The following is a 25,130-nucleotide window of genomic DNA, read 5'->3' on the forward strand; positions in this document are numbered from 1 at the left end:
ATGAAAAAAATATACTTCCAATTATTGTGTTTATCCTTAAGCGGCCCTACTTTCGCACAAACGAATCCGACTGAATTAAGTAACACATCTTCGTTAACTCCTGACATGTTTCCCAAAACGCCGGAAGCAAACGGGCTAAGCAAATTTGTCGATATACCTTCGGGAAATTATACCGGTGTCGCTACTTTTACAATTCCACTTTATGAAATCGATTTAAACGGAACGAAAATTCCAATCCAACTAAGCTATTCAACAAAAGGAGTCACGGTAGGCGAAATTGCAACAAGAACAGGTTTAGGATGGAGTTTAGACACAGGAGCTTCACTTTCGCAGCAAGTAATTGGAACACCGGATTTTATACGAACAGGAACCCGGCCTGTTATAGATCACCTAACATTTGATCCTATTCACAATGAGAATGACAAACAGTTGGCAAGAGAGGTCTTGGATATTATGCAGGGAAGCACCAAACCGCAAGATTTGCAACCGGATGTTTATTCGTATAATATTGTAGGGAGTGGCGGGCATTTTATTGTTCGTTCAAATGGAATTGATGGCGTTCCCATACCTATGAATCAAGATAAAATAAGGAGATCATGGGACTATATGAAAATTTACAATGACAAAGGAGTTCTTCACAATTTTACAACAGATCAATTGGTTCAAAGTTTTAATTCGTGCAATACAAACGCTGGGTTTGAATACAATGATCCCAATTATAAAATAGGACAAATCATTACACCAACTCAGCATAAAGTGACGTATCACTACAATGAATACGTGAATTCAACGTACGTGACCTCTGTTTCTAGTTCAAAAACGATTTCCACTCATAGAAGTGGACCTTTACCAAATAATTTTGGACAAGCTCCAGAAACTTGTCACAATTATTCTGTGAACAAGGAATCTATTTTAACAAAAATAGATTTTCCAAACGGATACATTGAATTTACTTATGTTACTACCTTAAACAAAGGAGACACAGATAGAAAGGATTTACCCGGAGATAAAATATTAAAAACAATTCGTGTTAAAAATAATGCAGGAGCTCTTCTTCGAAATTATGAATTGAATTATAAATACGTCCAAGCTACAGAAACATATCCAATTGACCGAAATTATCTAAAAGGAATTGACTATCGTTTATTTTTGACTTCTGTAGAAGAAAAAAATAGTAAAGGAGTATACAAGTTAGACTATTATGAAGGATCCAAGAACCCCACACGAATTTCAAATGATCAGGATTATTGGGGAATTTACAATGGAAAAGGAAATACGACAGCTATTCCTACTGTACGCAACATTGTGGGATTAGAAGGTTTTTTGTTTAATTTTTCCGGCGCAAATAAACAGCCAGATCTTACTTATGGAGTGATTGGGAATTTGAAAAGAATCACTTATCCTACGAAAGGATTTACTGAAATAAAATACGAAAATGATGAGTTCTTTAAAGATTTTACTTTGCCTGAAGATTATGAAATAATCGATTATCCCGGGTATGTGAGTACAGATTCTAATTTGAATTATGATTTTGATATCACCCACTATTTCGAGAAAAAAATAAGCGGAACCTTTAACGTAATAGGAAGACAAAACGAGCCAAGTGCACATGGAGGATGTAAAATCCAGATTAAAAATCTATCCAATAATTCGATTATTTTTGAATCTGATAAATATGGGAATTGGTCAACTGATGTAAATGACGGAAGCTATAGAATAGCTATTTTTCCTGCTACCATGTATAATTATGAGTGCGAAGCTGAATTCACAACAATCGAAAAAATACCAAAAGAAACTTCAGATACCGGAATTATCGGAACATTAAGAGTTCAGCGTATACAATCTGAGGATGCAAAAGGACATACCATCACAAGAGAATTCACGTATAAAAATCCTGTTACCCGTAAATCTTCGGGAAAAAATTTTGGAGAAAGTTATTTTGATCCTGTTCTTTATGATGAAATTCCTTTTAAACCGGATGAAGCAACCCTTTACACGTCTTATTTACAGAAGCTTTCTATCACCAATAATCCGGGGTGGCAGACTTCTACAGTTCGTGGAAAATCTATTGGGTACGAATATGTGCAGGAAATTTATAAGGGCGATGGAATATCGTTCAAAAAACAATACCGTTTTGATAATGAACATGACAATGGTTATGGATACCGCCCCCGACATGTTATTCAACTTTTTTGGCCAATGGATGGTTTTCAAAGAGGAGAGTTAAAAGAAACGATTGAGTATGATGCATCCGGTGAATGGGTGAAAAAAGAAATTTATGAACCTGATTACAGCACAGAACTAAACAAAGGTTTATTGAATAATAATGGTGGAGAAGCCATAGATGTCGGAATTGTACTTAAATATGGGTCAAAGGTAGATGAACGTCCCTTTATTTTTGATGTATTTTCAGTTAAAAACTATTGGATTAAACCTTTGAAGAAAACGACAATCGAAAAATTAAATGGTCAGGAGATTGTAAAAGAAGAAACATACGAGTATAAATCTCCTCCAAAACATACTTATCCGTGGAAAATCAGTTCATTGAACAGTAGAAATGAAAAAATAGTTCAGGAAACAACTTATCCGTTGGATGACCCGAGTGAAACGAATATGTCGGATTTGATTGAGATGAATATTCATTCGGCGCCTGTTAGAAAGAAAACGACCAATATCACCAAAAATATAAAGCTAGAAGAAACAAAAAGTACGTATGGTAAATTCACCACAAAAAATTTCGTTTTACCTCAATTTGTTTATGTCAACAAAGGAAATCAGCCAATTGACACATCAATAGATAAGGAAATAACATTTGACGCTTACGATACGTATGGGAATTTGACACAGTATACGGTAAAAGATGTCACAACAAGTGTTATTTGGGGATACAAAGGAACGTATCCGGTTGCGAAGATAGAAGGTGCAAGGATTTCTGATTTCTCAGCAACTGACATCAAAGCAATTGAAGATGCTGTAGATAATGCCACATTGGTAACGAAATTAAAAAGTCTGATTAGCACGACTTCGGCAGCCATGATAACCGGTTATGTGTACGAGCCATTGAAGGGTGTTCAGCAAATGATCAACCCTAACGGAACCTCTGTTTATTACAATTATGATGCGTATGGCCGATTATTAAATGTCATGAAAGAAGACGTCAACGGTGTGAAAACGACGGTGAAATCGAATGAGTATAATTATAAAAATTAATCCGATGAGAAAGTTACTTTTACTATTTAGTTTATTTTCCGTCAACGCATTCGCTCAAACGAAAACGGAAAATTATACGATGGAAACCGTTTGTTTAAATGGCAATTGTACAGAAAAAATACAAACCATAAAATACTTAGATGGATTAGGACGGGAAATACAATCCATTTCCAACTCATTTAATCCAAATCTCAAGGCATTGGTTAACCTGACCGAATATGATTCGCTGGGAAGACAAGCAAGAGAATATTTACCAATGGCGGTTTCTTCAACACTTGAATTTCAACCGGGGTTGAATGAATCTGCTGTAAAAGGGTATTACAACGGACTGAATTTATATGGTACGGATGCAAATTATGTGTATGCTGAAACAAAATTTGAAAACAATCCTTTGCAACGCAAAATTAAAACTTCTGCACCAGGCGAAAGCTGGAAAATGGATGGTGGTCATGAAATCCGTTATGAGTATGCCTTCAATTCGGCAGCAGATCATGTAAAGAAATTTGATTTATCGACAACTTATCATACAACAGAAAAAATATACATCAATAGCTTAACCGCAACACCAACTGTGTATCCGCAAAATATGTTGTACAAGACTATTATTCGCAACGAAAATTGGCAGTCATCAGACGGCAATACCAATAACCTGACAGAAAAATACACCGATAAGGAAGGGCAGGTGGTGTTGGAACGAAAATTCAACCAGGGTACCGCTTTAAATACCTATTATATTTACGATGTCTATGGAAACTTAGCCTATGTTTTGCCGCCTCTTTTAAGTGAAAAAGGAACGATAAGCACCACTTTATTAAACAATTTGGGGTATCAGTACCGCTATGATTCCAGAAACCGGCTGGTTCAAAAAATGGAACCGGGAAAATTGTGGGAATCTATTGTATACGACAAGAACGATAGAGTAGTGTACACACAATCGGCCAACCAAACCAACCAAGAGTGGAGTTTTATAAAATACGATAAATACGGGCGTGTCGTTTATTCAGGTTTGCATACCTCATCCGCAACGCGACTTGCTTTACAAAATGAATTGAATGGTTCTACAGTTAATTTTGAAGAGAAATCAACAGGTAGTTTTCAGAACAATGGGCTAAACAATATTTACTACACCAATGCTGCATTTCCCAAAACCAATATGACGGTATTGATTGTCAATTATTATGACACGTACGAAAATACAGGAGTTACATTTCCAACAGCTGCTTACCATACCATTGTAAATGATCCGTCTTCAAAAAAACTGAAAGGATTGGGGACAACGAGTTTCGTGAATATATTGGGGACAACGACATGGAATAAAACCTATAATTTTTATGAGCAGGATTACCTGCGTTCGGTTGCAACAGAAATTCATTACCCTGGAAACGGGTATACAAAAAGTTTTTTTAAGCTGAACTATGTCGATCAGCCGACTGACAGTAAAGTTGTTCACAAACGTCCAAATTCATCGGAAGCCGAAAGAATAATAGAAGAACATTTTGATTATGATGATTTATTGCGTCTGACTAAACATACACACCGGGTTAACAGTGGAAAACTGGAAACATTGGCCGTTAATAGGTACGATGATTTAGGCCGATTAACGTCTAAAAAAGTAGGAAATACAGAAGTTAATCCATTGCAAACCATTGATTATAAATACAACATCCGGGGATGGATGACAGATCTGAACAATGTGGATGCTTCCTTATCGGATGCAACCAGGCTTTTTGCTTTCAAAATAAGTTATGACCAATTGAAGTACGGACCAAGACGGGCTGCAACTGCAACCGGTTTATACAATGGGAACATCAGCCAGACTTTTTGGAAATCCTCTTCCAATAATACGTTAAGAAGCTATGATTACAGCTATGATGGAATAAATCAATTGACAGATGCTATTTTCTACAAAGGAACAGGGATTTATGCAAAAAATTACTACAACGAAAATATCACCTATGATCATAACGGGAACATCACAACATTGCAGCGTAACGGAGATACCGAAAGCGGCTCTACACCTGTTGTTATTGATAATCTACGTTATACTTATAGTTCAAATACCAACAAACTTTCTGCTCTTACAGACTCATCCGCTCATCCGTCCGGATTTAGTTCTAACAAAACAGGGGTTTTATACGAATATGATGCTGCCGGAAATCTGAAAAAAGACCACAGTAAAGATATTATAGAAATCAAATACAATCACCTGAATTTAGCGACAGAAGTTATTTGGTTAAATGGCAGTACCATAACATTTGTGTACGATGCAACAGGGAAGAAGGTACAAAAAAAAGTTTCTAAAACCAACCCGGGAAGTAATCCTGTTCCTGTTCGGACAGATTATTTAAATGGTTTTCAGTATAAAAACGGAAGTTTACAGTTTTTTCCTACCGCAGAAGGTTATGTCAATGTTATTGTAAAAGACAATAACGAAAAACTAAGTTACGTTTACAATTATAAAGACCATTTGGGAAATACACGTGTCAGTTATGCGTGGGACGAACATGAAAATAAATTAAAAACGATTGAGGAGAACCATTATTATCCTTACGGTTTGCAACACAACGGCTACCAAGGAGGAAGAGTTATAGGGGATTTAGATGAAGGAGAAATTTCTTATCCAAAAACCGCGGCATTGCCGGGTATTGATATTGGTACAGAACGTATGAGTTATTCGGGTAGCGAAAGTTATGCGTACCACTATAACGGTAACGAGTTTCAAAGTGAGTTGGGGATGAATTGGTACGATATGAATCTGCGAATGTACGATCCTGCTCTTGCGCGTTGGATGGTGCAAGATCCTGTTATTCATTATACCAAATCGACCTACAACGCTTTTGATAACAATCCTGTATATTTTGCAGATCCTAGCGGAGCTACTGCAGAAGGCAGTAATGAGAGTAGCAATAGTAGTACACAAATTAGTTCCGGAGTAGGAGGAATTACGTTTGATTTAGCCACTCATCCCGGAGCAATTGGATATCAAAGTTATTCTGAAGGGTATACTTCAGTAACCCGTAGATTAGAAAGAGTTGATGATCCTGAATTAAAAAATGCTGGAAATCTTTATTTAGATAGTAGTGATGATTTAGATGCTGAAATTGATGGGTATCTTCTTATTAATAGAGTTTATACAACTTATCATCCAGGAAGTGTAGTAGGACTAAATACACCTAGTTGGATAGGAAATTTAAATGATGGTATAGGAGGTTTTGGAGGAGGTCTTTCATATAATGGTAGAAACGGAAATAGATTATTTGTAGGAACAGCCCGTCCAGGTAAGCCTGTTAATTTAGGGATTACAAAATTCTATGGAAATGGAAAAACTTATATAAAACCTGTTTATATGAATAGAGCCGGAAGTGTTCTAGGAAAAGGAAGTGCAGTAACTACAGTTGTTCTTGGTAGTATTAGTATTGCTGATGGTATTGAGGAAGACGGAGGTACATTTGGTCAAAATGCTGCAGTAGCTACTGGAGGAGTGGCTGGAGGAGCTGCTGGAGCTTGGGGAGGAGCTGTATTAGGAGCTGAAATAGGAGCTGGAGTTGGTGTTTGGTTTGGTGGTGTAGGAGCAGCACCTGGGGCTCTTATTGGAGGTATTGTAGGTGGAATCGTGGGAGGTATAATAGGAACAGAAGCTGGAGAAACAGCAGTTAAAGCCGCTTATTAAGAAATAAATAAAAAGTAATGGAAACAAAAATAATTAAGTTCAGTAATAAAAAAGTCGTATTATGGATACTAGGAGGAGGGATACTGGGAGTTTTAGGTATTCTTTTTACAATTTTCCCCTACAAATTTACTACAATTTTAGTAAAGAATATCCTATTGATAAGACTTATCGGTATTATAGCAGCACTATTTTTTGGTTTTGTATTAATTACCTTGATTAGAAAAGTTTTATTTGATAAAAATTTAGGAATTATAATAAATGAAAAAGGAATTTTTGATAATTCTAGTTTTGTAGCAGTAGGTTTAATTAAGTGGGAAGATATAATTTCAATAAAGAAAAGTAACGTTGGAAAAACAAGTTTTTTACTTATAGATGTTAAAAATCCAGAAAATTATATTAAGACATCAAATAAAATAAAATCAAACTTACTTAAAGCAAATTATAGATCTTATGGGACTCCTATATCAATATCTTCTAATTTTATAAATTGTGATTTTGATCAATTGGAAGAGTATATTTTAGATGGATTTAAACTGCACAAAACTAGTTATGATTCAAAGTATTAGAATTATTTGTAGTATTATACACTATCAATGGTTTAAATTTGAACTGTAATCATCTGACATTATGCAAATACAACTGTACATGGCAAAATTAAATTTCAAAAACCCTAAAAACTCTAATCTTATTTAATTGACAAGGAGTTCTTCAATGCATTTATAGGACTTGTCATGTTTTGTATATTATTTTTAGGAGGTGCATATCTATTGGATTTATTAGGATTATTATAACCTGCTTTGAGGTCCATTGATATTGGTACAGAACGTATGAGTTATTCGGGTAGCGAAAGTTATGCTTACCATTATAATGATTATGGAGAAAAAAGTTTAAATAAACTTTTGACGAACATACCGCACGAAGTGCTGAGTTTCAAAGTGAGTTGGGGATGAATTGGTACGATATGAATCTGCGGATGTACGATCCTGCTCTTGCCCGTTGGATGGTGCAAGATCCTGTTATTCATTATACCAAATCGACCTATAACGCTTTTGATAACAACCCTGTATTTTTTGCAGATCCTAGTGGAGCTGACGCAGAAGGAGGGGAAACACCTGATCCTAAATTGGCTTTTGGTGTTCCACTAAGCAGTGTCATGAGAACGAGCTCGGTAGAAACAACTATACAAGGAAAAAGTACAAATAATGCTATTATTAATTTTAGATATAAAGAAGATTCAGGAAAGTTTAATGTAAAAGATTTTAAAAAAGCAGGTTGGGATATCATAAATGTAGATACAACAGAAGAAGCTGTTGACAAAATTGGAAACAGAAAATTCAATAATTTAATGCTCTTTACCCATGGAGGTATATGGAGATTCGATGATGGTACTTCAGAATCTGGTATTTTCTTAAATTCTATTAATGACGAAAATACATGGGCTGATAGATTAAATTGGGTAACAGATAGTGATATAACAAAATACCAATTAAATGTCTTAACAAATTTTATAGCAAAATATGAAATTCAAAATTTAATTAGATTAGGTAAATCTGTAAATAATGGCAAAAATTTTATATTTATGGCTTGCGATATGGCTTATTCTAATACTGTAAATGCAGCTTTCTTTTCGCAAAGTATAGGAAATAATGTTGACGTATTTATGAATAGAGATAAATATTCAAGTAGCTATACCACATATTTAGATACAGGTTCAATAAGTGTAGAAATCAAAAGTTTTTTTAATAAAAATATGACCTTATCTGAACATTATGAAAAAGGTTGGTTAAAAGCAAATTCCGGAAATGTAACAAATATAAAAAACATACAAATCAATGAAAATGGCGTTAAAGTTATTAAGTAGAATAGTTAAGATTAGCTTATTGTTGTTAATCATTAATGGATGTACAGTTAAACATAGAATCGAATTGGAAGGTTGTCCTAAAAATTTTAATTTTTCTTCTGAAGAAAGATTAAAAAACTATCCTTTTAACAATTCTGAGAACATTGTATTCATTTCTTATACACAGAAACAACCAGGGCTTATAGGAACGGAATTGTCTAAGTATTTATCAAAATTATATAAAAAAACTAAAAAATTTGAACCAGAAGATGTTAACGAGGCCTATTATCTTGGTAAAGAAGATATTAATGAATTAACAGATGTGTTTTATAATTACGGCTATAATAAAGGAAATATAACCGTTTCTTCGTCTGGATGTTATATGCCCAAAAATGCTATTCTATTTTTAGATAGTGAAGATTATCTTAGTGATTATATTGAAATCTGTTTTGAATGTGGTGTCGTGAAATTTAGTAATGAAAAAATGAATTTAGGTTATAATTGCTCAGATAAATTAGGACTGATAAAAAAGCTATTTGAGAAGTATAATATTAAGTACTTAAAACTTGAAGATCAAAGATCTACAAATTAATAAAAATGGAGGAATTAAAGTGGTTAAATAAAATTAAATTTTGTGTAGCAGTATATCTTTTATCATTTTCAACACATGCTCAAGAATCTGACTATACATCTATCTACAACGATTCTATTCCTAATAAAATGGAATTTGATGTAAAAGAAGTTATTTTAGAAAAAAACAATGAATTATATAAAATTAAAGAAAATAAAGGATATACAATTTATCTGATGGGTTCTCATAAAGAGTATTCTAAGTGGAAAGACAAAACAGGTTCTGGTGAATTATTGAGAGTATTAATTGTTTCTCATTCGTCAGATATTAAAATAGCATTTGTTATAGATGATCGTTATTATATAGAAAGACAAAAAAATAAAATAACAATAAAAAAAGTTTTTAAACTTAATGGAGCAAGAAATCCTTTTCTGTTGGATTCTAATCTAAAAATAAAAGAGATAACCCGATTTTCTATTAAAAAAGGTGAATTATATTTTCAGAATGTGCATAAACCTTGTGAAATAAAAATTCGAAAGAAGGTAAATGATTTAACTATCGAAGAAATTTTTGTATTATTTACGGACCCTAATTTTGAAGTAAAGGCAAGTGATTGCAAATTACTTTTAATTTATCAACCGTTTTCCGATTGGAAAATAAATCAACCATTGGATAAATAAACATATCAATCAAAATGGCGTTAAAGTGGTTAAATAAAATTAAATTTTGTGTAGCAGTATATCTCTTATCATTTTCAATACATGCTCAAGAATCTGACTATACATCTATCTACAACGATTCTATTCCTAATAAAATGGAATTCGATGTAAAGGAAATGATTAAAGTAGACGGATATGAATATTATAAAATAAAAGAAGATGATGAATATATCTTCAAATTTCTAGTCCAAAAAAGGTTTCTTACAAATTTACCTGAACGGTATTTATATACAATTCCGGCACGTATTATTATAGAATCTAAAAAGGACAATAGAAAAATTGCTTTTATTCTGAATGATTATTATGCAATCATAAAAAGAAAGAATATAATTTATATAAATAATGCAGGGCCTTTAACAACAACAAAAGTTTTGAATCCCTTATTATTAAAGCAAGATTATAAAATTAAAGAAATAACAAGCATTTACATGGATAAAGAAATTATTTTTCAAGATGTCGATAAACCTTGTGAATTAAAAATACGTGAGAAACCTGAAAATCTAACGATAGAAAGTTTCTTTAATTTATTTGAAGATTCAAATTTTAAAGTGAAAGCAAGTAATTGTAAGCTACTTTTTATGTATAGTCCATTTTCTGACTGGGAAACGGGACATCCGTTGGATAAATAAATTTGAAAAACATTAAAAATTAATCTTGTCTAGGAGGAGGTATAGAAAGTGTACAACTTGGATTTGGAGTTACTCTTGCAAATGTAGCAGGTGTTGGTGCAATAGAATCTACCGCTGCTCCGGGATATGGAGGAAATACTAGCACTAGTAATCCAACTCCTAAAGATAAAAAAGAGGATGATAAAAATTCACAAAATGGAGATCCTAAGAAAATAAGAGAACAAATTGTAAAAAATGTAAAAGATAATGAGAACTCCACAGCGTATAACTATGATGTTTTAAAAGATGAATTTGGTGTCAACACTAATAAATGTAATAAATTCGTATATGATGTACTTAAAAAATCAGGAATCAATGTTCCTAATATGGGTGGATTAAAAGGTATTCTTGAGTTGGGAGGGCCTCCAACAGCTGGTCAATGGGGAGATCCAGATGTAACTATAAGAGGTTGGGAGGTTGTTTCAAAGCCTCAAGCTGGTGATATAGTTGCATATAAATATGGATATTCTGATGCAACTGGCCATGTAGCTATAATGATCTCTCAAACACATTCTATAGGAACCAGTGGTACATATAATAAAGTTTCAGTGACAGATTTTGGTTCTAATAAAAATCATCTTCCAGACGGTTCTACATATGTTTATAGAAGATATGTTGGATCAGTGTTTTCTACAAAATCAGGAAATAACCCTTGGAGAGCATATCCTTAAAAACTAATTTATTATTATGAAAAAAATTGTGTATATATGTTTTAGTATATTATTACTAATAATTCTGTTTTTATTGCAGCAATATTATTTTCCAAATGCTCGTAGTTTTGAGCAAATGGAAACGTATAAGGTAGTTAATGAGAAAAATGAAATTATTCCTTGTAAACTATACAAAGAAAAAGATGAGATGCTTTATATTATTATATTCGATGATTACTACAAAAGGAGATTACATATAAATCTTGAAAAAAATCTAATTGGATTTCCAGAATATGGATATAAGAATTATAGAGTAACAGATGGAGGAAAAACATTGTATTTATTTAAAGAGAATTTATTCTATAACGATGGAGTATTATTTCATCCTTTTTCACCTATTGAACTTAATCAAATCGTGTTATCTCAAACTAAAAATAGGTTAGAGCTTTCAACAAAGTATCTACATGCTCTTAAGGAGTATGGAGATAAAATAATAGTAATATATCAGAACTAAAATTCCAAATCTCTTAGATTTGGGCGAGTGAAAGATACATATGGGAAATCAGCTTTCTTCTTCTCATTTAATGGAAACATTGGATGGGGAGGAGGTCTAGGTTTTGATGCTGGAACTATTGAGACAACAAGTGGTAATGCATTTAGTATAAATGATATGGAAGGAGAAGGTTCTGCATACAATATAGGACTTACAACTCCAATTGGTGGAGCAGGTTATAATTATGGAGGAAGTATTGGAAAAGGAACACTTCCAAAAGATAAAGCTTTTTCTCCATCAAAATGGGGAACTAATGATAGAGGTTATATACAAAAATCAGTAAGTGTAGGACCAAGCGGAAAATTTGAAGTAGGAGTTATGTACCAAAACAGTCATACATATTTATTAAAATAAAAATTAAGTCATATGAAAAAGGAATGGTGGATATTAATTATAATAATACTTTTCCCTATGGGATTAATAATAGGAATAGGAACATTCAATTATTTAACAGAAACAAGAACAAGAAAACAAATCTATTTGGATAATGTTAAAAAATTAGCTTTTCACAATAGTATAAATAACATTTATAAAGAGAAGAGGGATCATAATGTATTAATTATAAAAGGAAAAAGAAATGATGAAAAATATAAAATTTATTCAAATTGGGAGCATAAGTTTTTGATAGGCGATTCAGTATCTAAAGATTCTGGTAGTTTAAAATTGGAACATTATAGAGATGGAAAGTTGTTAGAAGTATTAGATTACAATGATATTTATATAAGAGAAGGATGGTGAATATGAAAAAAGAATGGTGGACATTATTAGCAGTAATATTATTGCCTCTATTAAGTTTATTTAGCTATATAGGGTATATAACCTTTTCAGATAAACGAACCAATAAAGAAGTATTTTTAGATATGGTTATTTTAGATAAATTTCATGAAAAAATTGATTCTATATACAGAGTCAAAAAACAACATAACGGATTAATTATTTCTGGTAATAATAAATCAATTGGTTGTCCTTTTGTTAATTGCGAGGAAAAATTATCAGTTGGCGATTCAGTATCTAAAGATTCTGGTAGTTTAAAGTTAGAACACTACAGAGATGGAAAGTTGTTAGAAGTATTAGATTACAATGACATTTATATAAGAGAAGGATGGTGAATATCAAAAATTATTTAGATTACTTAACATTTATAAAACGATGAAATAAACTTGAAGATAAGGTTTGAAATAATTCTAAACTAAAAAGATATGCAAAGAATTAGAGTTTTTGTTTATACTATCTTTACGATAGTAATCATATCGTGTAAAATAAATAATGATCAATTAGAGAACATTCATGTTTCCCTATATCATCAAGAATTATTATATGATTCGATAAATAGGGGTGATAAGAAGTTTGAGGTTAATTTAATTACGACATTGATCTTTGAAAATAAGAGTAATAAGGAAATATCAATACATAATAAATTATACAGTAAATTTTATCTAATAAATCTAAAAGATACGATAGAATTAGTATCTAGACATCTACCAGAAGAAATTATTCCCGAAAAATCAACTTTAAAAATAGAATATAATAGTTCTACAAATTTTATTGAAAAAAATTATCCATCTCTTGAATTACAGAGCAAAATCAAAAATTCAATAATAAAGAATTATAATGGTGCTATTATCAAAAAACATCCTAATTATGAAATTGTATCCTTAATACGTTTGTGGAATGCACCCCCAGATCCCAAATCAATTGAATAAGATAAGCTATTTCAACCTTAAATAAATACCTATGATATTTAAAAAAAGTTTTGTTATACTTGCGTTAGTTTTTACTTTTTTAAATTGTAAAAACAAAGAAGAATTAATCATTTCTCAAATTGAAATTTCTATAGAGGAAAGTACTATCTTCACAGATTCAATACAATCAATGTTATGCATATATGCCAAACCTCTTAACGAAGATATATTTTTTCCAAGTCATTTAATCTTTGAAGATAATACAAAGGAGCAAAGGGCTTATTTAAACAAATATGACCATGAGAATTTCTTAAATTCAAATTCAAATTTATTTTATTATATAAAATATAATAAAATAAAAAGCGAAAAGGATTTTGAAAAACTAAAATCCCAAGTTATCCAATTGGAATTTTATCTACCTGATGGACGAAAGTTAAAAAAAGACGACAATTTTCAAATCAAAAAAAGTAGTTTTAAATATATAGATACCCGTTTAGATATGTAAAATTTTAAAAAAATGAGAATAGTATATCTTTTAGGTTTAATAATATCCTTTCTATTCATTATACCAACATTATGGCAATATAATTTTAATCACAACTTTGTATTAATTTGTTTAGTTTGTATTCTGATTGTGTGTTTCAATAAAATTATAACAAAAGAAATTAAAATTAATTTTTTTACAGTTATCGTAAATATTATATTAATATTCACGATAAGTATCGTTATTAATCTTAACAAATTAAAAGTTTTTACTATACAGAAATTAGATAATGATTATACAATAATTGTGTATTCAACTAATAGGTTTCCTAATTTATTAGGTAAAATAAAAAATGATTTCTACCTAAGAGAAAAAAAGAATTTTTTATACAGTAAAGATTACGCTACAGATTATAAAAAAATCAATAAAAATGTAGATATTCTATGTACAACTAATAATGATTGCCTAAAAGAGAATGATGTAAAAATGATTTATAAATTCTCTAATAATTTAAGCGTATTATATAGTTATAGAACTAAAACTTTTATAAAGCTTAAAAATTAGTTTTCAACTTATGTAACCTTTAAAATCTTAAAAATGGAAGTACTATTTGAAATAATTTTCATGCGATTGATTATAAGGTTTTTAGGGGTAAACACCAGATATTATTTCTTAAAAATTTTTAATAAACGCTTAACAAAAGAAGATTTAACCGGAACAAACGAGGACAGCAATATTGTACAAGACATTTACAATGCATTTATAGGACTTGTCATGTTTTGTATATTATTTTTAGGAGGCGCATATCTATTGGATTTATTAGGATTATTATAACCTGCTTTGAGGTCCATTGATATTGGTACAGAACGTATGAGTTATTCGGGTATCGAAAGTTATGCCTACCATTATAATGATTATGAAGAAAAAAGTTTAAATAAACTTTTGACGAACATACCGCACGAAGTGCTGAGTTTCAAAGTGAGTTGGGAATGAATTGGTACGATATGAATATGCGGATGTACGATCCTGCTCTTGCCCGTTGGATGGTGCAAGATCCTGTTATTCATTATACCAAATCGACCTACAACGCTTTTGATAACAACCCTGTATATTTTGCAGATCCCAGCGGAGCTGACGCAGAAGGAGGGGAAACACCTGATCCTAAATTGGCTTTTGGTGTTCCGTATAGTAGCATTGCCCGTACAAGTGCTATTGAAACAACTATACAAGGAAAAAGTACAAATAACACGATTATTAATTTCTTACATAAAGAAGAAGTTGGAGATTTTGATAAAGCTGATTTAAAGAAAAATGGGTGGGAGGTAATTGATGTAAACAATACAGATGAGGCTAATGCAGCTACAAAAGGAAAATCATTTAACAATTTGATGGTTCTAGCACATGGAGGTACTCTGACTATTGATAAAGAACCTACAGGGCAATACGGAATATTTCTTAGTTCAGACAAAAATGATGAAAGTATGACAAATTGGGTTTGGGATTCTGATATTACAGCCTATCAATTAAAAACATTAACTAATAATGTTACAAAAAATAATATTGAAAATCTGGTTTCTATGGGAAAAACTGTAAACAATGGGAAAAATTATATTTTCATGACATGTAATATGGCTTGGGGAGGTAATACAATTGCTGATTTTTTATCTACAAGTATTGGAAATAATGTCGATATTTTTATGAATAGAGATCGAAGTTACATGAGTACTTCTAATAAAAAAGTTACTGCATCTTCCGCACTTAATACAAATTTTACTACTCCTGAGCTTTATAATAGCGGATGGATAAAATCTAACTCAGGAATAACAAAGGAAATTAAAAACATACAAATCAATCAAAATGGCGTTAAAGTGGTTAAATAAAATTAAATTTTGTGTAGCAGTATATCTCTTATCATTTATTTGTTGATGGTTATTTTATTTTTAAGCTTTTATTGAAATCAAATAATTATCAAAAAAATATTCTTTCGTTTACAGCGATATCTTATTTTATTATGGAGCATAGATAATTTCTTATTTAACATAATATATATTATAGAATTAATATTTTACAAAAATATTAATGCAAATAATCTTTATTATGTTAAATAGATATTATTAAAAATATCTATTTTGAAAATACAATGTTAGTGGCTGTCATAATTTGATTTGATAGTTTCAAGTCTTTCAATTGCGTCTTCACAATGTTAACTGTGGTTTTTTATTCAATTAATTTTCCGTCTTTATAATTTTGGATTGTTTTTTCTTTTCCATTTTCGTTATACATTTCCCATTTTCCGTCATATACTCCGTTTTTCCAATTACCAATTCCTCTTAATTGTCCATTTTCATACCAATATTTATGAGTGCCGTTTGGTTTCCCTTCAACAAATTTTCCTTCACGTGCTTTTGTTCCGTTAGAATGCCAATATTCCCAAAATCCATTTTCTTTAAAATTTTTAATTAAGCCTTTAGAATAAATATTTCCGTTAAAATAATAAGATATTTTATTTCCGTTAGATATTGGTTTGAATTCAAGTTTTTCTGCTTTTTCAGGCGGTAAATTTTGTCCATTTTTGATAAAGTCAGATTTTGCAATTAACGTATCGCCTACATAAATCTCATATTCATCTAAATTTATTTCTTGAGAAAATAAATTTCCAAAAGCTAAAATTGAAAAAGTTAATGTCAGTAATATTCTTTTCATCGGGTTTTGTTTAAAATCACAGCTAGCACCTAAATATACGAAAGTTTTTAAATCGAGTACTATTTTGTTAAAATTAGCGTATATTCTTGTTTTTCAGCGTGATTTTAACGACGTATTTTGTATAAACTCTGGAAACGTTCATTTACCTGAAATGTGAGAAAATAATCCACCTCAAACTGTTTTTTTTTGTAAGATTGTGTGGGCATGAACAGGAAGTAAGTATTTGATTTTCATGATTTATTTTAATATATTTATAAGTATTAACATTAAAAAATATGGATTATGAAAAAAATATTATATTTTATTCCATTATTACTGCTATTTATATCCTGTCAAACGACTGAATATATTACCAATAGCATTAATACTGATGAGCCTTTAAAAAATAGTTTTGTTTCTAAATTAAATCCTAATAAAAGTATTTCTGGAGATGACATTATTAATAAGATAAAAAAAGAGGCCGGACTTAATAATGAAGAGGAATTAAAGAATATTACTTTAAGAAAACTGACAAATATTGAAAAGTCGAAAGAAGATAGTTTAAAAGTTCTTTATGTCTTACACGCTAAAACAGATAAAGGTGTAAGTCTTGCTCATATTTTTTCTACAAATTCTGATAATACTTCATTAATTAGCGAAGACAGAACATGTAAATGTACTTCTACCAATTGTTCTCACGGCTGTAATGCTGAAATATTTGGAGGAAATTGTAGTTGTTCTCATTGTTCTCAAGAGTGTAAAAAAGAATCGATAGTTTCAGAAGAATTTGAATTGTAATAAACCCACGGTTTAAACCGTGGGCAAAAAAAGGAACTCGGTAAACGAATTGTTGAGCTTCGTGAGAAAAAAGGCTGGAGTCAGTCTGACTTGGCAAGAGCCTGTCATAAGGACCGTCAAGCTATGGAAAAACTCGAAAGCGGAAAAGTTAATCCGACACTTTATACGTTGCTGGAAATTGCAAATGCCTTGGAGGTTTCTTTGTCTAAGTTAGTTGATTTGGCTTAATCGGTTCAAAATCTTCTTGAAGTTGTAGTGATCTTGTTGGTCTTACAATTAAATTCCTGTATAGACACAAGCGAGGCGCTCGCAACGGGAATTATTTTATCTCCCACTGTTTTTGTCTCATGGATTCCACAGATGTTTTCTTTCCCGCTGATGCTTTATAGCGAAAGAGATTGCGTGAGGGATAGCAGTGAAAAGCCCACAACGTAGTGAGGACTTGTAATGGATAGCCCGACCCGCAGGGGCACGCCCTCCAATTCTTATCCATACATACCCTCTATTTTAATTGAATCGCATTTCGGATGGATAAAAAATTCATTTTATCTTTGGGTCTGATGCTAAATTTTTCCGGGATGGATGAACTTGTGACCCTTTTATGCGATAAATATGCTGTTTCTGAATCGGCAATGGCTTTTTTGCTTTCTAAAATGAGCAAACGGACGTTTGCCAATCAGGAGGTGATTGTGGATGCGCATCATGCAAAACAGAATTATTATATTATTTCGAGTGGTATCTGGCGGGCGTTCCGGCTGGAGGATACGACGGAGATTACGCTTTGGTTTGAGCGGTACGGCGATGTGATGTACAGTGAGGTTTTTCCGAATTATTGTATTGAGTCGGTCGGGGTTAGCGAGGCGTATGTTATTCCGAAAACGGAACTGGACCGGTTGTGCCTGGAATCGCACGAGATTTCGAACCTGATTCGCATTATCGTTGAAAAGTTTTATTTTGATGTGACGCATTCGTCTGTGGATTTGTCGAGCCAGATGGCGAAAGAGCGCTACCTGGCCATGTTAGAGAAGGACCCGGAGTTGTTTCAGCTGGTTCCGCAGAAATATATTGCTTCTTTTCTGGGGCTTACACCTCAGTCGCTGAGCCGTATCCGCAAGGATATTTTCTCGAAATAGCTGAAGTTACCATTTGGTAACCGCTCCCGGATGGGGATGCCTTAGTATTGCACAAAATTTAAACGGATTATTGTGGCAATGTCAACGGGTACGGATTTAAGGGATTGGAGAAAGAAATTTGCGGTGATATGGTCGGGGCAGCTGTTTTCGATTCTGACGAGTTCTATTGCGCAGTTTGCTTTTGTGCTTTGGATTGGTATGGAAACAGGCTCGGCAAAGGTGTTGGCTTATGCAACCATTGCGGGTTTGCTGCCCCAAATTCTTTTGGGGCCTTTTGCCGGGGTGTTTGTGGACAGGTGGAGCAAAAAGGCGACGATGATTGCCGCGGATAGTTTTGTGGCATTGTGTTCGGGGATTATTGCCCTGCTTTTTTACTGGAATCTTTTGGAATTGTGGTCCATTTACGTGTTGCTGGCGCTGCGTTCGGTTGGCGGTGCTTTTCATTCGCCGGCCATGAAATCGGCTATTCCGTTGCTGGCGCCTAAGAATCAGCTGGTGCGGATAGCGGGTATTAACGAGATTATTCAGTCGGTTTCGCTGATTTGCGGCCCGGCGCTGGGGGCGTATTTTTTGCTGACGTATAACATGAGTGTGATTATGCTGCTTGATGTGTTCGGGGCTTTTCTGGCGTGTGTGGCACTGGCTTTTGTGCATATTCCGAAAGCGGAAAAAACGGAGCTGTCTACAGCTTCTGTTTTTAAGGATATGGTCGATGGCGGACGAATTATGCTGCGTAACAAACCGATGTCGTGGATTATGCTGTCGGAGATTATAGCACGCTTTTTTATTTTTCCGGTTATTGCGGTTACGCCGCTTCTGACGCTTAACTATTACAAGGGGACGCCTTACCAGGTGAGCCTGGTCGAGATTATTTTCGGGATTGGTTTACTCGCTGGCGGAGGTTTACTGGCACTGCTGAATCAGCGTTTCCGAAAAATTTCGCTTACCATTGCGGGCTATATCGGACTTGGGGTGACGTTGATGGTCTGCGGGTTGCTCCCTCCGAGTTTTTTTACGCTTTTTGCGGCCTTAACGGTTTTTCAGGGTATTGCAGTTCCGCTGTACGAGGGGTCTATCACGGCATTGATTCAGACGCAGTTTGAAACGCGGCATCTCGGCCGTGTATTTGGTTTAATGGGAAGCATCTGCCAGGTTCCGGCTATCATCGGCCTTCTGTTTACGGCGGAACTTGCAGATAAACTCGGCGTGCAGAATGTGTATATTGCAGGTGGTGCGGCGCTTTGTTTTTGTGCTGTGCTGGTGGTTTGTATCCCGAGTGTCCGAAATCTGGAACGATAATTTTTATATTTATATTATATTGTTAATCAATAGTTAAATTAAAATGACTTCGTGTATTACTTTAATCTAAATATTGTGATTTTCTCTTTCGCCCATGGGTTAAAATATGGGGGAAAGAAGTTTATAATTTCGAATATTTATTTGGGCGTGCCCCTGCGGGTCGGGCTATCCATTACAAGTCCTCGCTCCCGTTGCACTCCGCTGTGGGCTTTCCACTGCTATCCCTCACGCAAACCAATAACATTTTTCTTTCACCCACGGTTTAATCATTCGCCCACGGTTTAAACCGTGGGCTTCGGATAACATTACATTCCTTTCAATTCTCAATGATATTCGGGCTCGGGTAAATGGAAATAATCGCCTTGTGTTTGGTCTAATGCATCAGACAGCATGTTGAAATTTTCATGTGTTGGTTTCAGGTTGATGTACTTGTCTACAATGCTTCTGTGTTTGTAAATGATAAAGGTATTTTGTACATCGGGATTGATTTTATTCAGGTCGGCTTCGGTTGCTTTATCCGAAAAGGACGGCACAAACGTCAGGGCTGTGTTTTTGATGTTGAGCTCCTTTCCTATTTGCTCCAATTCTTTTTGCCTTGCCTTTTTACTGTACTTGCTCTCATTTTTGGGATAATTCGGAATGTTTAAACCCAGCACGATGTCGTGCTCGGCAATCTGCAGGCTGTCTTGCAGCAAGATGCGTACAATACCGCTTCCGCCCCTGTTTTCGAGCTTGTTTTTCTTTTTATACGGAATGAGTAATTTATCATCATCAAAATGGATTTCGTCGGTATAATATTCGTTGGCTATACCAGGTTCTTTGACGGACAGGTGAATATGCGCCGGAGAGTCCTCATCCGGATAAGGCGCGGGACGTATGGTTTTTATGGTATACTTTCCGTTTACACCGGTTTTTACCCAACCGCGGATATAGCCGTGTCGTTTGGTTCTTTCATCCATTTCGGGTTTCGGTGTATAGTAACCGCCGGCATCGGTTTGCCAGTAATAGAGGATAACATTTGGCGCGGGTGTTTTGCCATCGGGTTGAAAAACGGTTCCGGTAACGATTAGTTTTTGTCCTTTTTCATTCCATCCGGGACTTGTGCTAACAGAAGAAATTTCTTCAGGCATGCCAATATACATCAGTTCGCAGCCATCACAGCCGCCTCCTACAAGGACTGTCGTTTCTTTTTGTCCTTTTTCACTGGTCTGCCCGTTGCAGCTTACAAACAACAGGCACAGCAACAGGATGTTGCAACGCATTATTTTTTTCATATGTATCATATTTGTGGGTGTATTTACTTTCACAGATTTCACAGATGTCTACAGAAATTTTCTTTCCCGCTGATGGCGCTGATATTCGCTGATCTTTTTTCTGCGTTGATCTGTGTGATCTGCGGGACATTTTTTCCCTCACAGAGATTGCACGGATGTCCACAGAAATTTTCTTTCCCACTGATGGCGCTGATATTCGCTGATCTTTTTTCCGCGTTGATCTGTGTGATCTGCGGGACATTTTTTCCCTCACAGAACAAATATGAAGATAAAACCACCTGATATTCAAATGAAATGTGGTAAACGGAGTCTATTTTGATGTAAGCTGATGGTATTCTGAAAACCTGGATTTGAAGTTTTTTGCATAATTCCGGCTTACTCTTAAAAGGGTATCGTTGGAAAGGGTGATATCGTAATCGCCGTTTTGTCGTGATTGCAGTGAAACGATTGTGGAAATGTTGACGATATGCGATTTGTGAATGCGGACAAACTGCTTGTTATCCAATTGATTTTCCAGTGATTTCAATGTTGTGGTATACACATATTTTCGGGAAAGGTGGTAAATATTTACATAAGGTGAATTGGCCGAAAAATAAAAGATGTCTGTGACAGCGATGAGTGTTTTTCTGTTGTGACGGTCTGTAACCGGAAGGGTTGTGATACCCACAGACTGTTTAGTCTTTTCTTCTTTTTTAATTACGGGAATCACAGGTTGAGCGATTGTCTTTTTGACGGCTAACAATGTCAGACTATACAGGATAAGCGTTTGCAGAAAATAAGCCGATAATCCAAAGCTAAAGGTTTGTCCGTATGGAAATGTATGTTCGTAAAACATACCGGATAAAGCCCAGATTAATGCAGGATATACTGCCAAATGCATGCTGATAATGCATCCCGTAAAAATAAATTTCAGCCCGGAGTGCTTTGTATTGTCCACCAGCTTTAGCTGTAAAGGCAGCAACGGTAGAAACAAAAACCAATAGGCAGTACTGAACAGTAAGGATTCTGAAATGTAAAAGGCAGAGTTCCGAAAAAGGGTAAAGATATAATCCAACGCAACATTCGCCGTAAGCAGTACCAGCAGACAGGCACCGAAAATGACTTTCCGCTTTTGGCTGTGCTGTAAAGATTGATATGGTATCGGGTAAAGGCTCACGGTACTTTAATGCTATTAATGATTGTTTTTTATATATGCGTTGCAAACTGCTACATCCTGCTGTAAAACGTTTGTTTTGTTGAAGATACGAAAAATATCCATAGCCCACGATTTAAATCGTGGGCTATGAATTTATTCATCGTAATTGATTCCCATAAAGCTGCTGGCGCTTCTCGGGTCGTACACCGACCATACACTGCCCCATGAAAAACGAAATGAACAGCTTGGGTAAGGTGTTTTCTTTTTTCGTGTTGGCGGTATTCCCAGTATGTGCGATAAGAAGGTAGTATTTCGGTGAAAGACGTTCATTTCTTTTTGTTCTGTCCAGTCGTCCCATGTTTTTGCATCGGATTCTCCGTGGGTATTCATAAAAATCCGGTCCAGCTGGTTTCCCAAAAAGCATAGATCAAGGGTCAGCTGATACCCATCTACGTTAATCGCTTTAAAATAATACCAGAAATAGCCTGTCTTCACATCGCGCATGCCGTTAGTATACTTTTTATAAAATTCGGTTTGCTGAAGGTCTTCCAGAAACATTCCTTTTCGGAACTTCAGGTTGTATTTTTTTAGTGTGACGATTCCGCTATCTGCATTAATTTCCATTGCTTGCTGTTGTGTACCAGAGCGTAAATATAATGGATTTGGCTGTGATTTATTTTACAACTTTTCAGCAAACGCGATGATATGTCCGTCCGGATCGGCAACATAACCTGCTCTATCGCCCCAATCCCTGTCTTCCACCGGGCTGATACACCATGCTCCTGCTTTTACGGCGTTTTCAAATTCAAATTCGACGTTGTCTACATAAAAATAAAGTTCACATCGCGGAATACCGTTTCCTTCGTCCGGATGTGGTGTTTTATCGGACAGGATTTTAGCAATACCTTTATTGGGCATTATTCCCAGTTTACAGTTTTCGGCCAGTTTAAATTCCGTCATGCCGGGTACATCCAGGTCCGGTGGCTGGCGGAACAGCCGGGCATAAAAGTCCGTACTCGCCTGCTGGTCGTTTACATACAAGATGGTTTGGATTTGTTGAATGTGTTTCATGGGTTGGGTGTTTCACTGTAATGAAGTTCCTGTAGTTTTGGCAAGGGCCTGATAAAAACGGTTCGTTCTCTTTTGTTTACTATTTCTCCTGAACCTGACAGTGTATCCGTTTCGGTTCTGATTCCCGGCACTAAATCAATTTCTATTTCTGTAAAGGTAGTACTTTCTTCAATATAGCCTTTGGTTGCATTATTTGTAAGCACATGTACGCGAACTAATTCAAAATTCCCGTTTTGATAGTTAAAATCATACGTGGTATTTCCGCCTTTTGTTTCCCGCCACATACGCAAAATACCGTCTTCAATAAAAAAACTCGGTATCTGGTAACCGTTGAATTTTCCTTGTTTTTCAACAGGATATTGCGGTTCAATCAGCTGAGTAGTGGCTACAGCTAAGGTTACTTCTCCGTTGGGCTGCGAAAGGTATACTTCCAGTTTTAGCGGACGTGTGTCGTTCAGGGTATCCATCAGCACGATTATTTTATCCATTTTACCATCGTTATTCAAATCGCCTTCCTCCTCTCTTATCGGAACGGTATAGTGTTCTGGATTTGCCTTCTGCTGAGCGAATACGTTCGTACAAATAATCAGCGTAACAAAAAAAGTAAAAAAATGGTTCATTGTCTGGATTTGAGATGCACTAAAATACAAAATAAATGACTATGTTGTTTTCGCGGTATTTATCGGGCGTGCCCCTGCGGGTCGGGCTTTCCGTTGCAATCTTTTTATGCGTCCCTCACAAAAAGGATTTTCACTACAATCCCTCACGCAAACCCCTTCACCCACGATTTGCCCATGGTTTAAACCATGGGCTTGGGTATTATTTTCTTTTGACCAACGGATGATTTAAAGCACCTACCTGATTTCGGATAACCTCGTATTCGTCCAGGTTTTCAAATAATTTGGACAGGGAGGCAAAGTTATAGGTCCGCGTATCAAAACTGGGATCTATTTTTCTAATATTTCCCCCGACTGTCGAAATGTAGGCGATTTCAGTATCGTCAGTTGAAATATCAAAGGCTTTTGAGATGGTGTCATTGTCCTTTTCTGTTAAAAAACTTTTCTTTTTAGGCGTTCTTTTAACCGTTTTTTCGGTTTTACTAAGTGTTGCTCTGCGCCTGCTTGCCGTTTTCTGTTCGGGTTCTTTTGGTTCTTTTTCTTCGATTATTTTAGGGGTGATATTCTCGGTATACGTAAAGATATCGCAGGACTGAACAAAAGATTCTGGTGTTTTCTTTTCGCCGATTCCCATGACAAACAGCCCTTCTTCCCTGATTCGTTTTGCCAGGCCGGTATAATCGCTGTCGCTGGAAACAATGCAGAATCCTTCTACATTTTTACTGTGTAAAATGTCCATGGCATCAATGATTAACGCACTATCGGTCGAATTTTTCCCAGACGTATAAGAGAACTTTTGAATCGGGTTAATTGAATGCTGATTGATTAAGGTTTTCCACGAATTCATCACCGGCGAAGTCCAGTCGCCATATATTCTCCTGATGGTAGCTTTTCCGTATTTGGAAACTTCCGCAATGGTTTCTTTTAATAGTTTTGCCTGTGCATTGTCGCCATCGATTAAAATGGCTATGTTGAATTTATTTTCACTCATTATGTTATGTTTTTTAGGTTCGGTTAATGGTTAAAAGGTTGATGAATTCTGACGGAACCCAAGCAGACGTTTGCACCAACGGC

28 protein-coding genes and 1 pseudogene are annotated in these 25,130 nt (G+C 34.6%); 20 read left to right on the forward strand and 9 right to left on the reverse strand.

From position 1 onward, the window contains the following. The 7 genes from H277_RS0101915 (at position 1) to H277_RS0101950 (ending at position 10,639) form a co-directional block, all read left to right on the forward strand. Positions 1-3,210 carry a hypothetical protein gene (locus tag H277_RS0101915; RefSeq protein WP_146810310.1) on the forward strand — a complete coding sequence of 1,070 codons (3,210 nt, stop codon included), beginning with the start codon at positions 1-3 and terminating at the stop codon, positions 3,208-3,210. Between the two features lie 4 nt (positions 3,211-3,214). Next, the gene (locus H277_RS0101920; RefSeq protein WP_185150058.1) at positions 3,215-6,880 is read left to right on the forward strand and encodes a DUF6443 domain-containing protein; all 3,666 of its coding nucleotides are present in this window, start codon (positions 3,215-3,217) and stop codon (positions 6,878-6,880) included. Between the two features lie 17 nt (positions 6,881-6,897). Then, positions 6,898-7,446: an STM3941 family protein gene (locus tag H277_RS18460; RefSeq protein ID WP_019973881.1), complete on the forward strand. Its 549-nt coding sequence runs from the start codon at positions 6,898-6,900 to the stop codon at positions 7,444-7,446. A 374-nt stretch (positions 7,447-7,820) separates the two neighbouring features. Continuing rightward, positions 7,821-8,741, forward strand: coding sequence for an RHS repeat-associated core domain-containing protein (locus H277_RS0101935; protein WP_262487683.1), 921 nt, complete (start codon positions 7,821-7,823; stop codon positions 8,739-8,741). Beyond that, positions 8,713-9,312: a hypothetical protein gene (locus H277_RS0101940; protein WP_146810821.1), complete on the forward strand. Its 600-nt coding sequence runs from the start codon at positions 8,713-8,715 to the stop codon at positions 9,310-9,312. The genes H277_RS0101935 and H277_RS0101940 overlap by 29 nt, the downstream gene beginning before the upstream one ends. Before the next feature lie 5 nt (positions 9,313-9,317). Continuing rightward, entirely contained in the window at positions 9,318-9,971 is a 654-nt protein-coding gene (locus H277_RS0101945; RefSeq protein WP_019973885.1) for a hypothetical protein, read from the forward strand. Between the two features lie 14 nt (positions 9,972-9,985). Next, a complete protein-coding gene (locus H277_RS0101950; protein WP_019973886.1) occupies positions 9,986-10,639 on the forward strand; it encodes a hypothetical protein in 654 nt (217 codons plus the stop codon). A gap of 19 nt (positions 10,640-10,658) precedes the next feature. On the opposite strand, the gene H277_RS20455 is transcribed toward H277_RS0101950, so the two are convergent. Continuing rightward, positions 10,659-10,898, reverse strand: coding sequence for a hypothetical protein (locus tag H277_RS20455; RefSeq protein ID WP_019973887.1), 240 nt, complete (start codon positions 10,896-10,898; stop codon positions 10,659-10,661). Between H277_RS20455 and H277_RS20460 the strand changes: the two genes are divergently transcribed. The 9 genes from H277_RS20460 to H277_RS0102010 all read left to right on the forward strand — a co-directional run bounded on the left by H277_RS20460 (position 10,864) and on the right by H277_RS0102010 (position 15,927). Beyond that, a complete protein-coding gene (locus H277_RS20460; protein WP_260392658.1) occupies positions 10,864-11,349 on the forward strand; it encodes a CHAP domain-containing protein in 486 nt (161 codons plus the stop codon). The genes H277_RS20455 and H277_RS20460 overlap by 35 nt on opposite strands. Positions 11,350-11,365: 16 nt before the next feature. Beyond that, positions 11,366-11,842, forward strand: a complete 477-nt coding sequence (locus H277_RS0101965) for a hypothetical protein (RefSeq protein ID WP_019973889.1) — start codon at positions 11,366-11,368, stop codon at positions 11,840-11,842. A 27-nt stretch (positions 11,843-11,869) separates the two neighbouring features. After that, entirely contained in the window at positions 11,870-12,235 is a 366-nt protein-coding gene (locus H277_RS0101970; protein WP_019973890.1) for a hypothetical protein, read from the forward strand. A 12-nt stretch (positions 12,236-12,247) separates the two neighbouring features. Further along, the gene (locus tag H277_RS0101975) at positions 12,248-12,619 is read left to right on the forward strand and encodes a hypothetical protein (protein ID WP_146810822.1); all 372 of its coding nucleotides are present in this window, start codon (positions 12,248-12,250) and stop codon (positions 12,617-12,619) included. A 2-nt stretch (positions 12,620-12,621) separates the two neighbouring features. Further along, complete coding sequence (locus tag H277_RS0101980) at positions 12,622-12,990, forward strand: hypothetical protein (RefSeq protein WP_033422494.1); 369 nt, start codon at positions 12,622-12,624, stop codon at positions 12,988-12,990. A 90-nt stretch (positions 12,991-13,080) separates the two neighbouring features. Further along, positions 13,081-13,584 carry a hypothetical protein gene (locus H277_RS0101985; protein WP_019973893.1) on the forward strand — a complete coding sequence of 168 codons (504 nt, stop codon included), beginning with the start codon at positions 13,081-13,083 and terminating at the stop codon, positions 13,582-13,584. A 31-nt stretch (positions 13,585-13,615) separates the two neighbouring features. Further along, positions 13,616-14,068 carry a hypothetical protein gene (locus H277_RS0101990; RefSeq protein WP_019973894.1) on the forward strand — a complete coding sequence of 151 codons (453 nt, stop codon included), beginning with the start codon at positions 13,616-13,618 and terminating at the stop codon, positions 14,066-14,068. Positions 14,069-14,644: 576 nt separating this feature from the next. Then, the gene (locus H277_RS0102000) at positions 14,645-14,881 is read left to right on the forward strand and encodes a hypothetical protein (protein WP_033422495.1); all 237 of its coding nucleotides are present in this window, start codon (positions 14,645-14,647) and stop codon (positions 14,879-14,881) included. Between the two features lie 149 nt (positions 14,882-15,030). After that, positions 15,031-15,927, forward strand: a complete 897-nt coding sequence (locus tag H277_RS0102010; protein WP_262487684.1) for an RHS repeat-associated core domain-containing protein — start codon at positions 15,031-15,033, stop codon at positions 15,925-15,927. 337 nt (positions 15,928-16,264) lie between these two features. Here H277_RS0102010 and H277_RS19580 read toward each other — a convergent pair whose 3' ends face one another. Further along, a complete protein-coding gene (locus H277_RS19580; RefSeq protein ID WP_019973899.1) occupies positions 16,265-16,750 on the reverse strand; it encodes a toxin-antitoxin system YwqK family antitoxin in 486 nt (161 codons plus the stop codon). 282 nt (positions 16,751-17,032) lie between these two features. Here H277_RS19580 and H277_RS0102020 point away from each other — a divergent pair, with 282 nt between their 5' ends. The 4 genes and pseudogenes from H277_RS0102020 (at position 17,033) to H277_RS0102035 (ending at position 19,959) form a co-directional block, all read left to right on the forward strand. After that, entirely contained in the window at positions 17,033-17,527 is a 495-nt protein-coding gene (locus tag H277_RS0102020; RefSeq protein WP_019973900.1) for a hypothetical protein, read from the forward strand. 45 nt (positions 17,528-17,572) lie between these two features. Beyond that, a pseudogene (locus H277_RS18470) lies at positions 17,573-17,755 on the forward strand (helix-turn-helix transcriptional regulator); the annotation flags it as partial. A gap of 299 nt (positions 17,756-18,054) precedes the next feature. Continuing rightward, on the forward strand, positions 18,055-18,660 hold the full coding sequence (locus H277_RS0102030; RefSeq protein WP_019973902.1) for a Crp/Fnr family transcriptional regulator: 606 nt from the start codon (positions 18,055-18,057) through the stop codon (positions 18,658-18,660). 78 nt (positions 18,661-18,738) lie between these two features. Continuing rightward, a complete protein-coding gene (locus tag H277_RS0102035) occupies positions 18,739-19,959 on the forward strand; it encodes an MFS transporter (RefSeq protein ID WP_019973903.1) in 1,221 nt (406 codons plus the stop codon). A gap of 323 nt (positions 19,960-20,282) precedes the next feature. Here the strand turns inward: H277_RS0102035 and H277_RS0102040 are convergent, their stop codons facing one another. From H277_RS0102040 to H277_RS0102065, 7 genes are all read right to left on the reverse strand, one after another. Beyond that, a complete protein-coding gene (locus tag H277_RS0102040; RefSeq protein WP_026357355.1) occupies positions 20,283-21,233 on the reverse strand; it encodes a dioxygenase family protein in 951 nt (316 codons plus the stop codon). 310 nt (positions 21,234-21,543) lie between these two features. Beyond that, positions 21,544-22,113, reverse strand: coding sequence for a LytTR family DNA-binding domain-containing protein (locus tag H277_RS0102045; RefSeq protein WP_019973905.1), 570 nt, complete (start codon positions 22,111-22,113; stop codon positions 21,544-21,546). Next, positions 22,028-22,498, reverse strand: a complete 471-nt coding sequence (locus H277_RS20465) for a hypothetical protein (RefSeq protein WP_244874864.1) — start codon at positions 22,496-22,498, stop codon at positions 22,028-22,030. Before H277_RS20465 ends, H277_RS0102045 begins: the two co-directional genes overlap by 86 nt. Positions 22,499-22,521: 23 nt before the next feature. After that, positions 22,522-22,992: a hypothetical protein gene (locus tag H277_RS0102050; RefSeq protein WP_019973906.1), complete on the reverse strand. Its 471-nt coding sequence runs from the start codon at positions 22,990-22,992 to the stop codon at positions 22,522-22,524. A 54-nt stretch (positions 22,993-23,046) separates the two neighbouring features. Continuing rightward, positions 23,047-23,439 (reverse strand): VOC family protein, encoded by a 393-nt coding sequence (locus H277_RS0102055; protein WP_019973907.1) that lies wholly within the window; start codon positions 23,437-23,439, stop codon positions 23,047-23,049. Further along, the gene (locus H277_RS0102060; protein WP_019973908.1) at positions 23,436-24,059 is read right to left on the reverse strand and encodes a hypothetical protein; all 624 of its coding nucleotides are present in this window, start codon (positions 24,057-24,059) and stop codon (positions 23,436-23,438) included. The genes H277_RS0102055 and H277_RS0102060 overlap by 4 nt, the downstream gene beginning before the upstream one ends. 199 nt (positions 24,060-24,258) lie before the next feature. Beyond that, positions 24,259-25,047, reverse strand: a complete 789-nt coding sequence (locus tag H277_RS0102065) for an NYN domain-containing protein (protein WP_019973909.1) — start codon at positions 25,045-25,047, stop codon at positions 24,259-24,261. Positions 25,048-25,130: the final 83 nt, after the last annotated feature.

Source organism: Empedobacter brevis NBRC 14943 = ATCC 43319 (assembly GCF_000382425.1).
In the GTDB taxonomy this organism is placed as follows: Bacteria; Bacteroidota; Bacteroidia; order Flavobacteriales; family Weeksellaceae; genus Empedobacter; species Empedobacter brevis.

Bases quoted from the DNA above. Each gene is read 5' to 3' on its own strand.
- H277_RS0102060 (WP_019973908.1), bottom strand. From the start codon at position 24,059: ATGAACCATTTTTTTACTTTTTTTGTTACGCTGATTATTTGTACGAAC.
- H277_RS0101975 (WP_146810822.1), top strand. From the start codon at position 12,248: ATGAAAAAGGAATGGTGGATATTAATTATAATAATACTTTTCCCTATG.
- H277_RS0101950 (WP_019973886.1), top strand. From the start codon at position 9,986: ATGGCGTTAAAGTGGTTAAATAAAATTAAATTTTGTGTAGCAGTATAT.
- H277_RS0102030 (WP_019973902.1), top strand. From the start codon at position 18,055: ATGGATAAAAAATTCATTTTATCTTTGGGTCTGATGCTAAATTTTTCC.
- H277_RS0102000 (WP_033422495.1), top strand. From the start codon at position 14,645: ATGGAAGTACTATTTGAAATAATTTTCATGCGATTGATTATAAGGTTT.
- H277_RS0101985 (WP_019973893.1), top strand. From the start codon at position 13,081: ATGCAAAGAATTAGAGTTTTTGTTTATACTATCTTTACGATAGTAATC.
- H277_RS0101990 (WP_019973894.1), top strand. From the start codon at position 13,616: ATGATATTTAAAAAAAGTTTTGTTATACTTGCGTTAGTTTTTACTTTT.
- H277_RS19580 (WP_019973899.1), bottom strand. From the start codon at position 16,750: ATGAAAAGAATATTACTGACATTAACTTTTTCAATTTTAGCTTTTGGA.
- H277_RS0102065 (WP_019973909.1), bottom strand. From the start codon at position 25,047: ATGAGTGAAAATAAATTCAACATAGCCATTTTAATCGATGGCGACAAT.
- H277_RS0101920 (WP_185150058.1), top strand. From the start codon at position 3,215: ATGAGAAAGTTACTTTTACTATTTAGTTTATTTTCCGTCAACGCATTC.
- H277_RS0101945 (WP_019973885.1), top strand. From the start codon at position 9,318: ATGGAGGAATTAAAGTGGTTAAATAAAATTAAATTTTGTGTAGCAGTA.
- H277_RS0101940 (WP_146810821.1), top strand. From the start codon at position 8,713: ATGAAAATGGCGTTAAAGTTATTAAGTAGAATAGTTAAGATTAGCTTA.
- H277_RS0102050 (WP_019973906.1), bottom strand. From the start codon at position 22,992: ATGGAAATTAATGCAGATAGCGGAATCGTCACACTAAAAAAATACAAC.
- H277_RS0102040 (WP_026357355.1), bottom strand. From the start codon at position 21,233: ATGAAAAAAATAATGCGTTGCAACATCCTGTTGCTGTGCCTGTTGTTT.
- H277_RS0102055 (WP_019973907.1), bottom strand. From the start codon at position 23,439: ATGAAACACATTCAACAAATCCAAACCATCTTGTATGTAAACGACCAG.
- H277_RS0102035 (WP_019973903.1), top strand. From the start codon at position 18,739: ATGTCAACGGGTACGGATTTAAGGGATTGGAGAAAGAAATTTGCGGTG.
- H277_RS0101915 (WP_146810310.1), top strand. From the start codon at position 1: ATGAAAAAAATATACTTCCAATTATTGTGTTTATCCTTAAGCGGCCCT.
- H277_RS0101980 (WP_033422494.1), top strand. From the start codon at position 12,622: ATGAAAAAAGAATGGTGGACATTATTAGCAGTAATATTATTGCCTCTA.
- H277_RS0101965 (WP_019973889.1), top strand. From the start codon at position 11,366: ATGAAAAAAATTGTGTATATATGTTTTAGTATATTATTACTAATAATT.
- H277_RS0102020 (WP_019973900.1), top strand. From the start codon at position 17,033: ATGAAAAAAATATTATATTTTATTCCATTATTACTGCTATTTATATCC.
- H277_RS18460 (WP_019973881.1), top strand. From the start codon at position 6,898: ATGGAAACAAAAATAATTAAGTTCAGTAATAAAAAAGTCGTATTATGG.
- H277_RS0102045 (WP_019973905.1), bottom strand. From the start codon at position 22,113: ATGCATTTGGCAGTATATCCTGCATTAATCTGGGCTTTATCCGGTATG.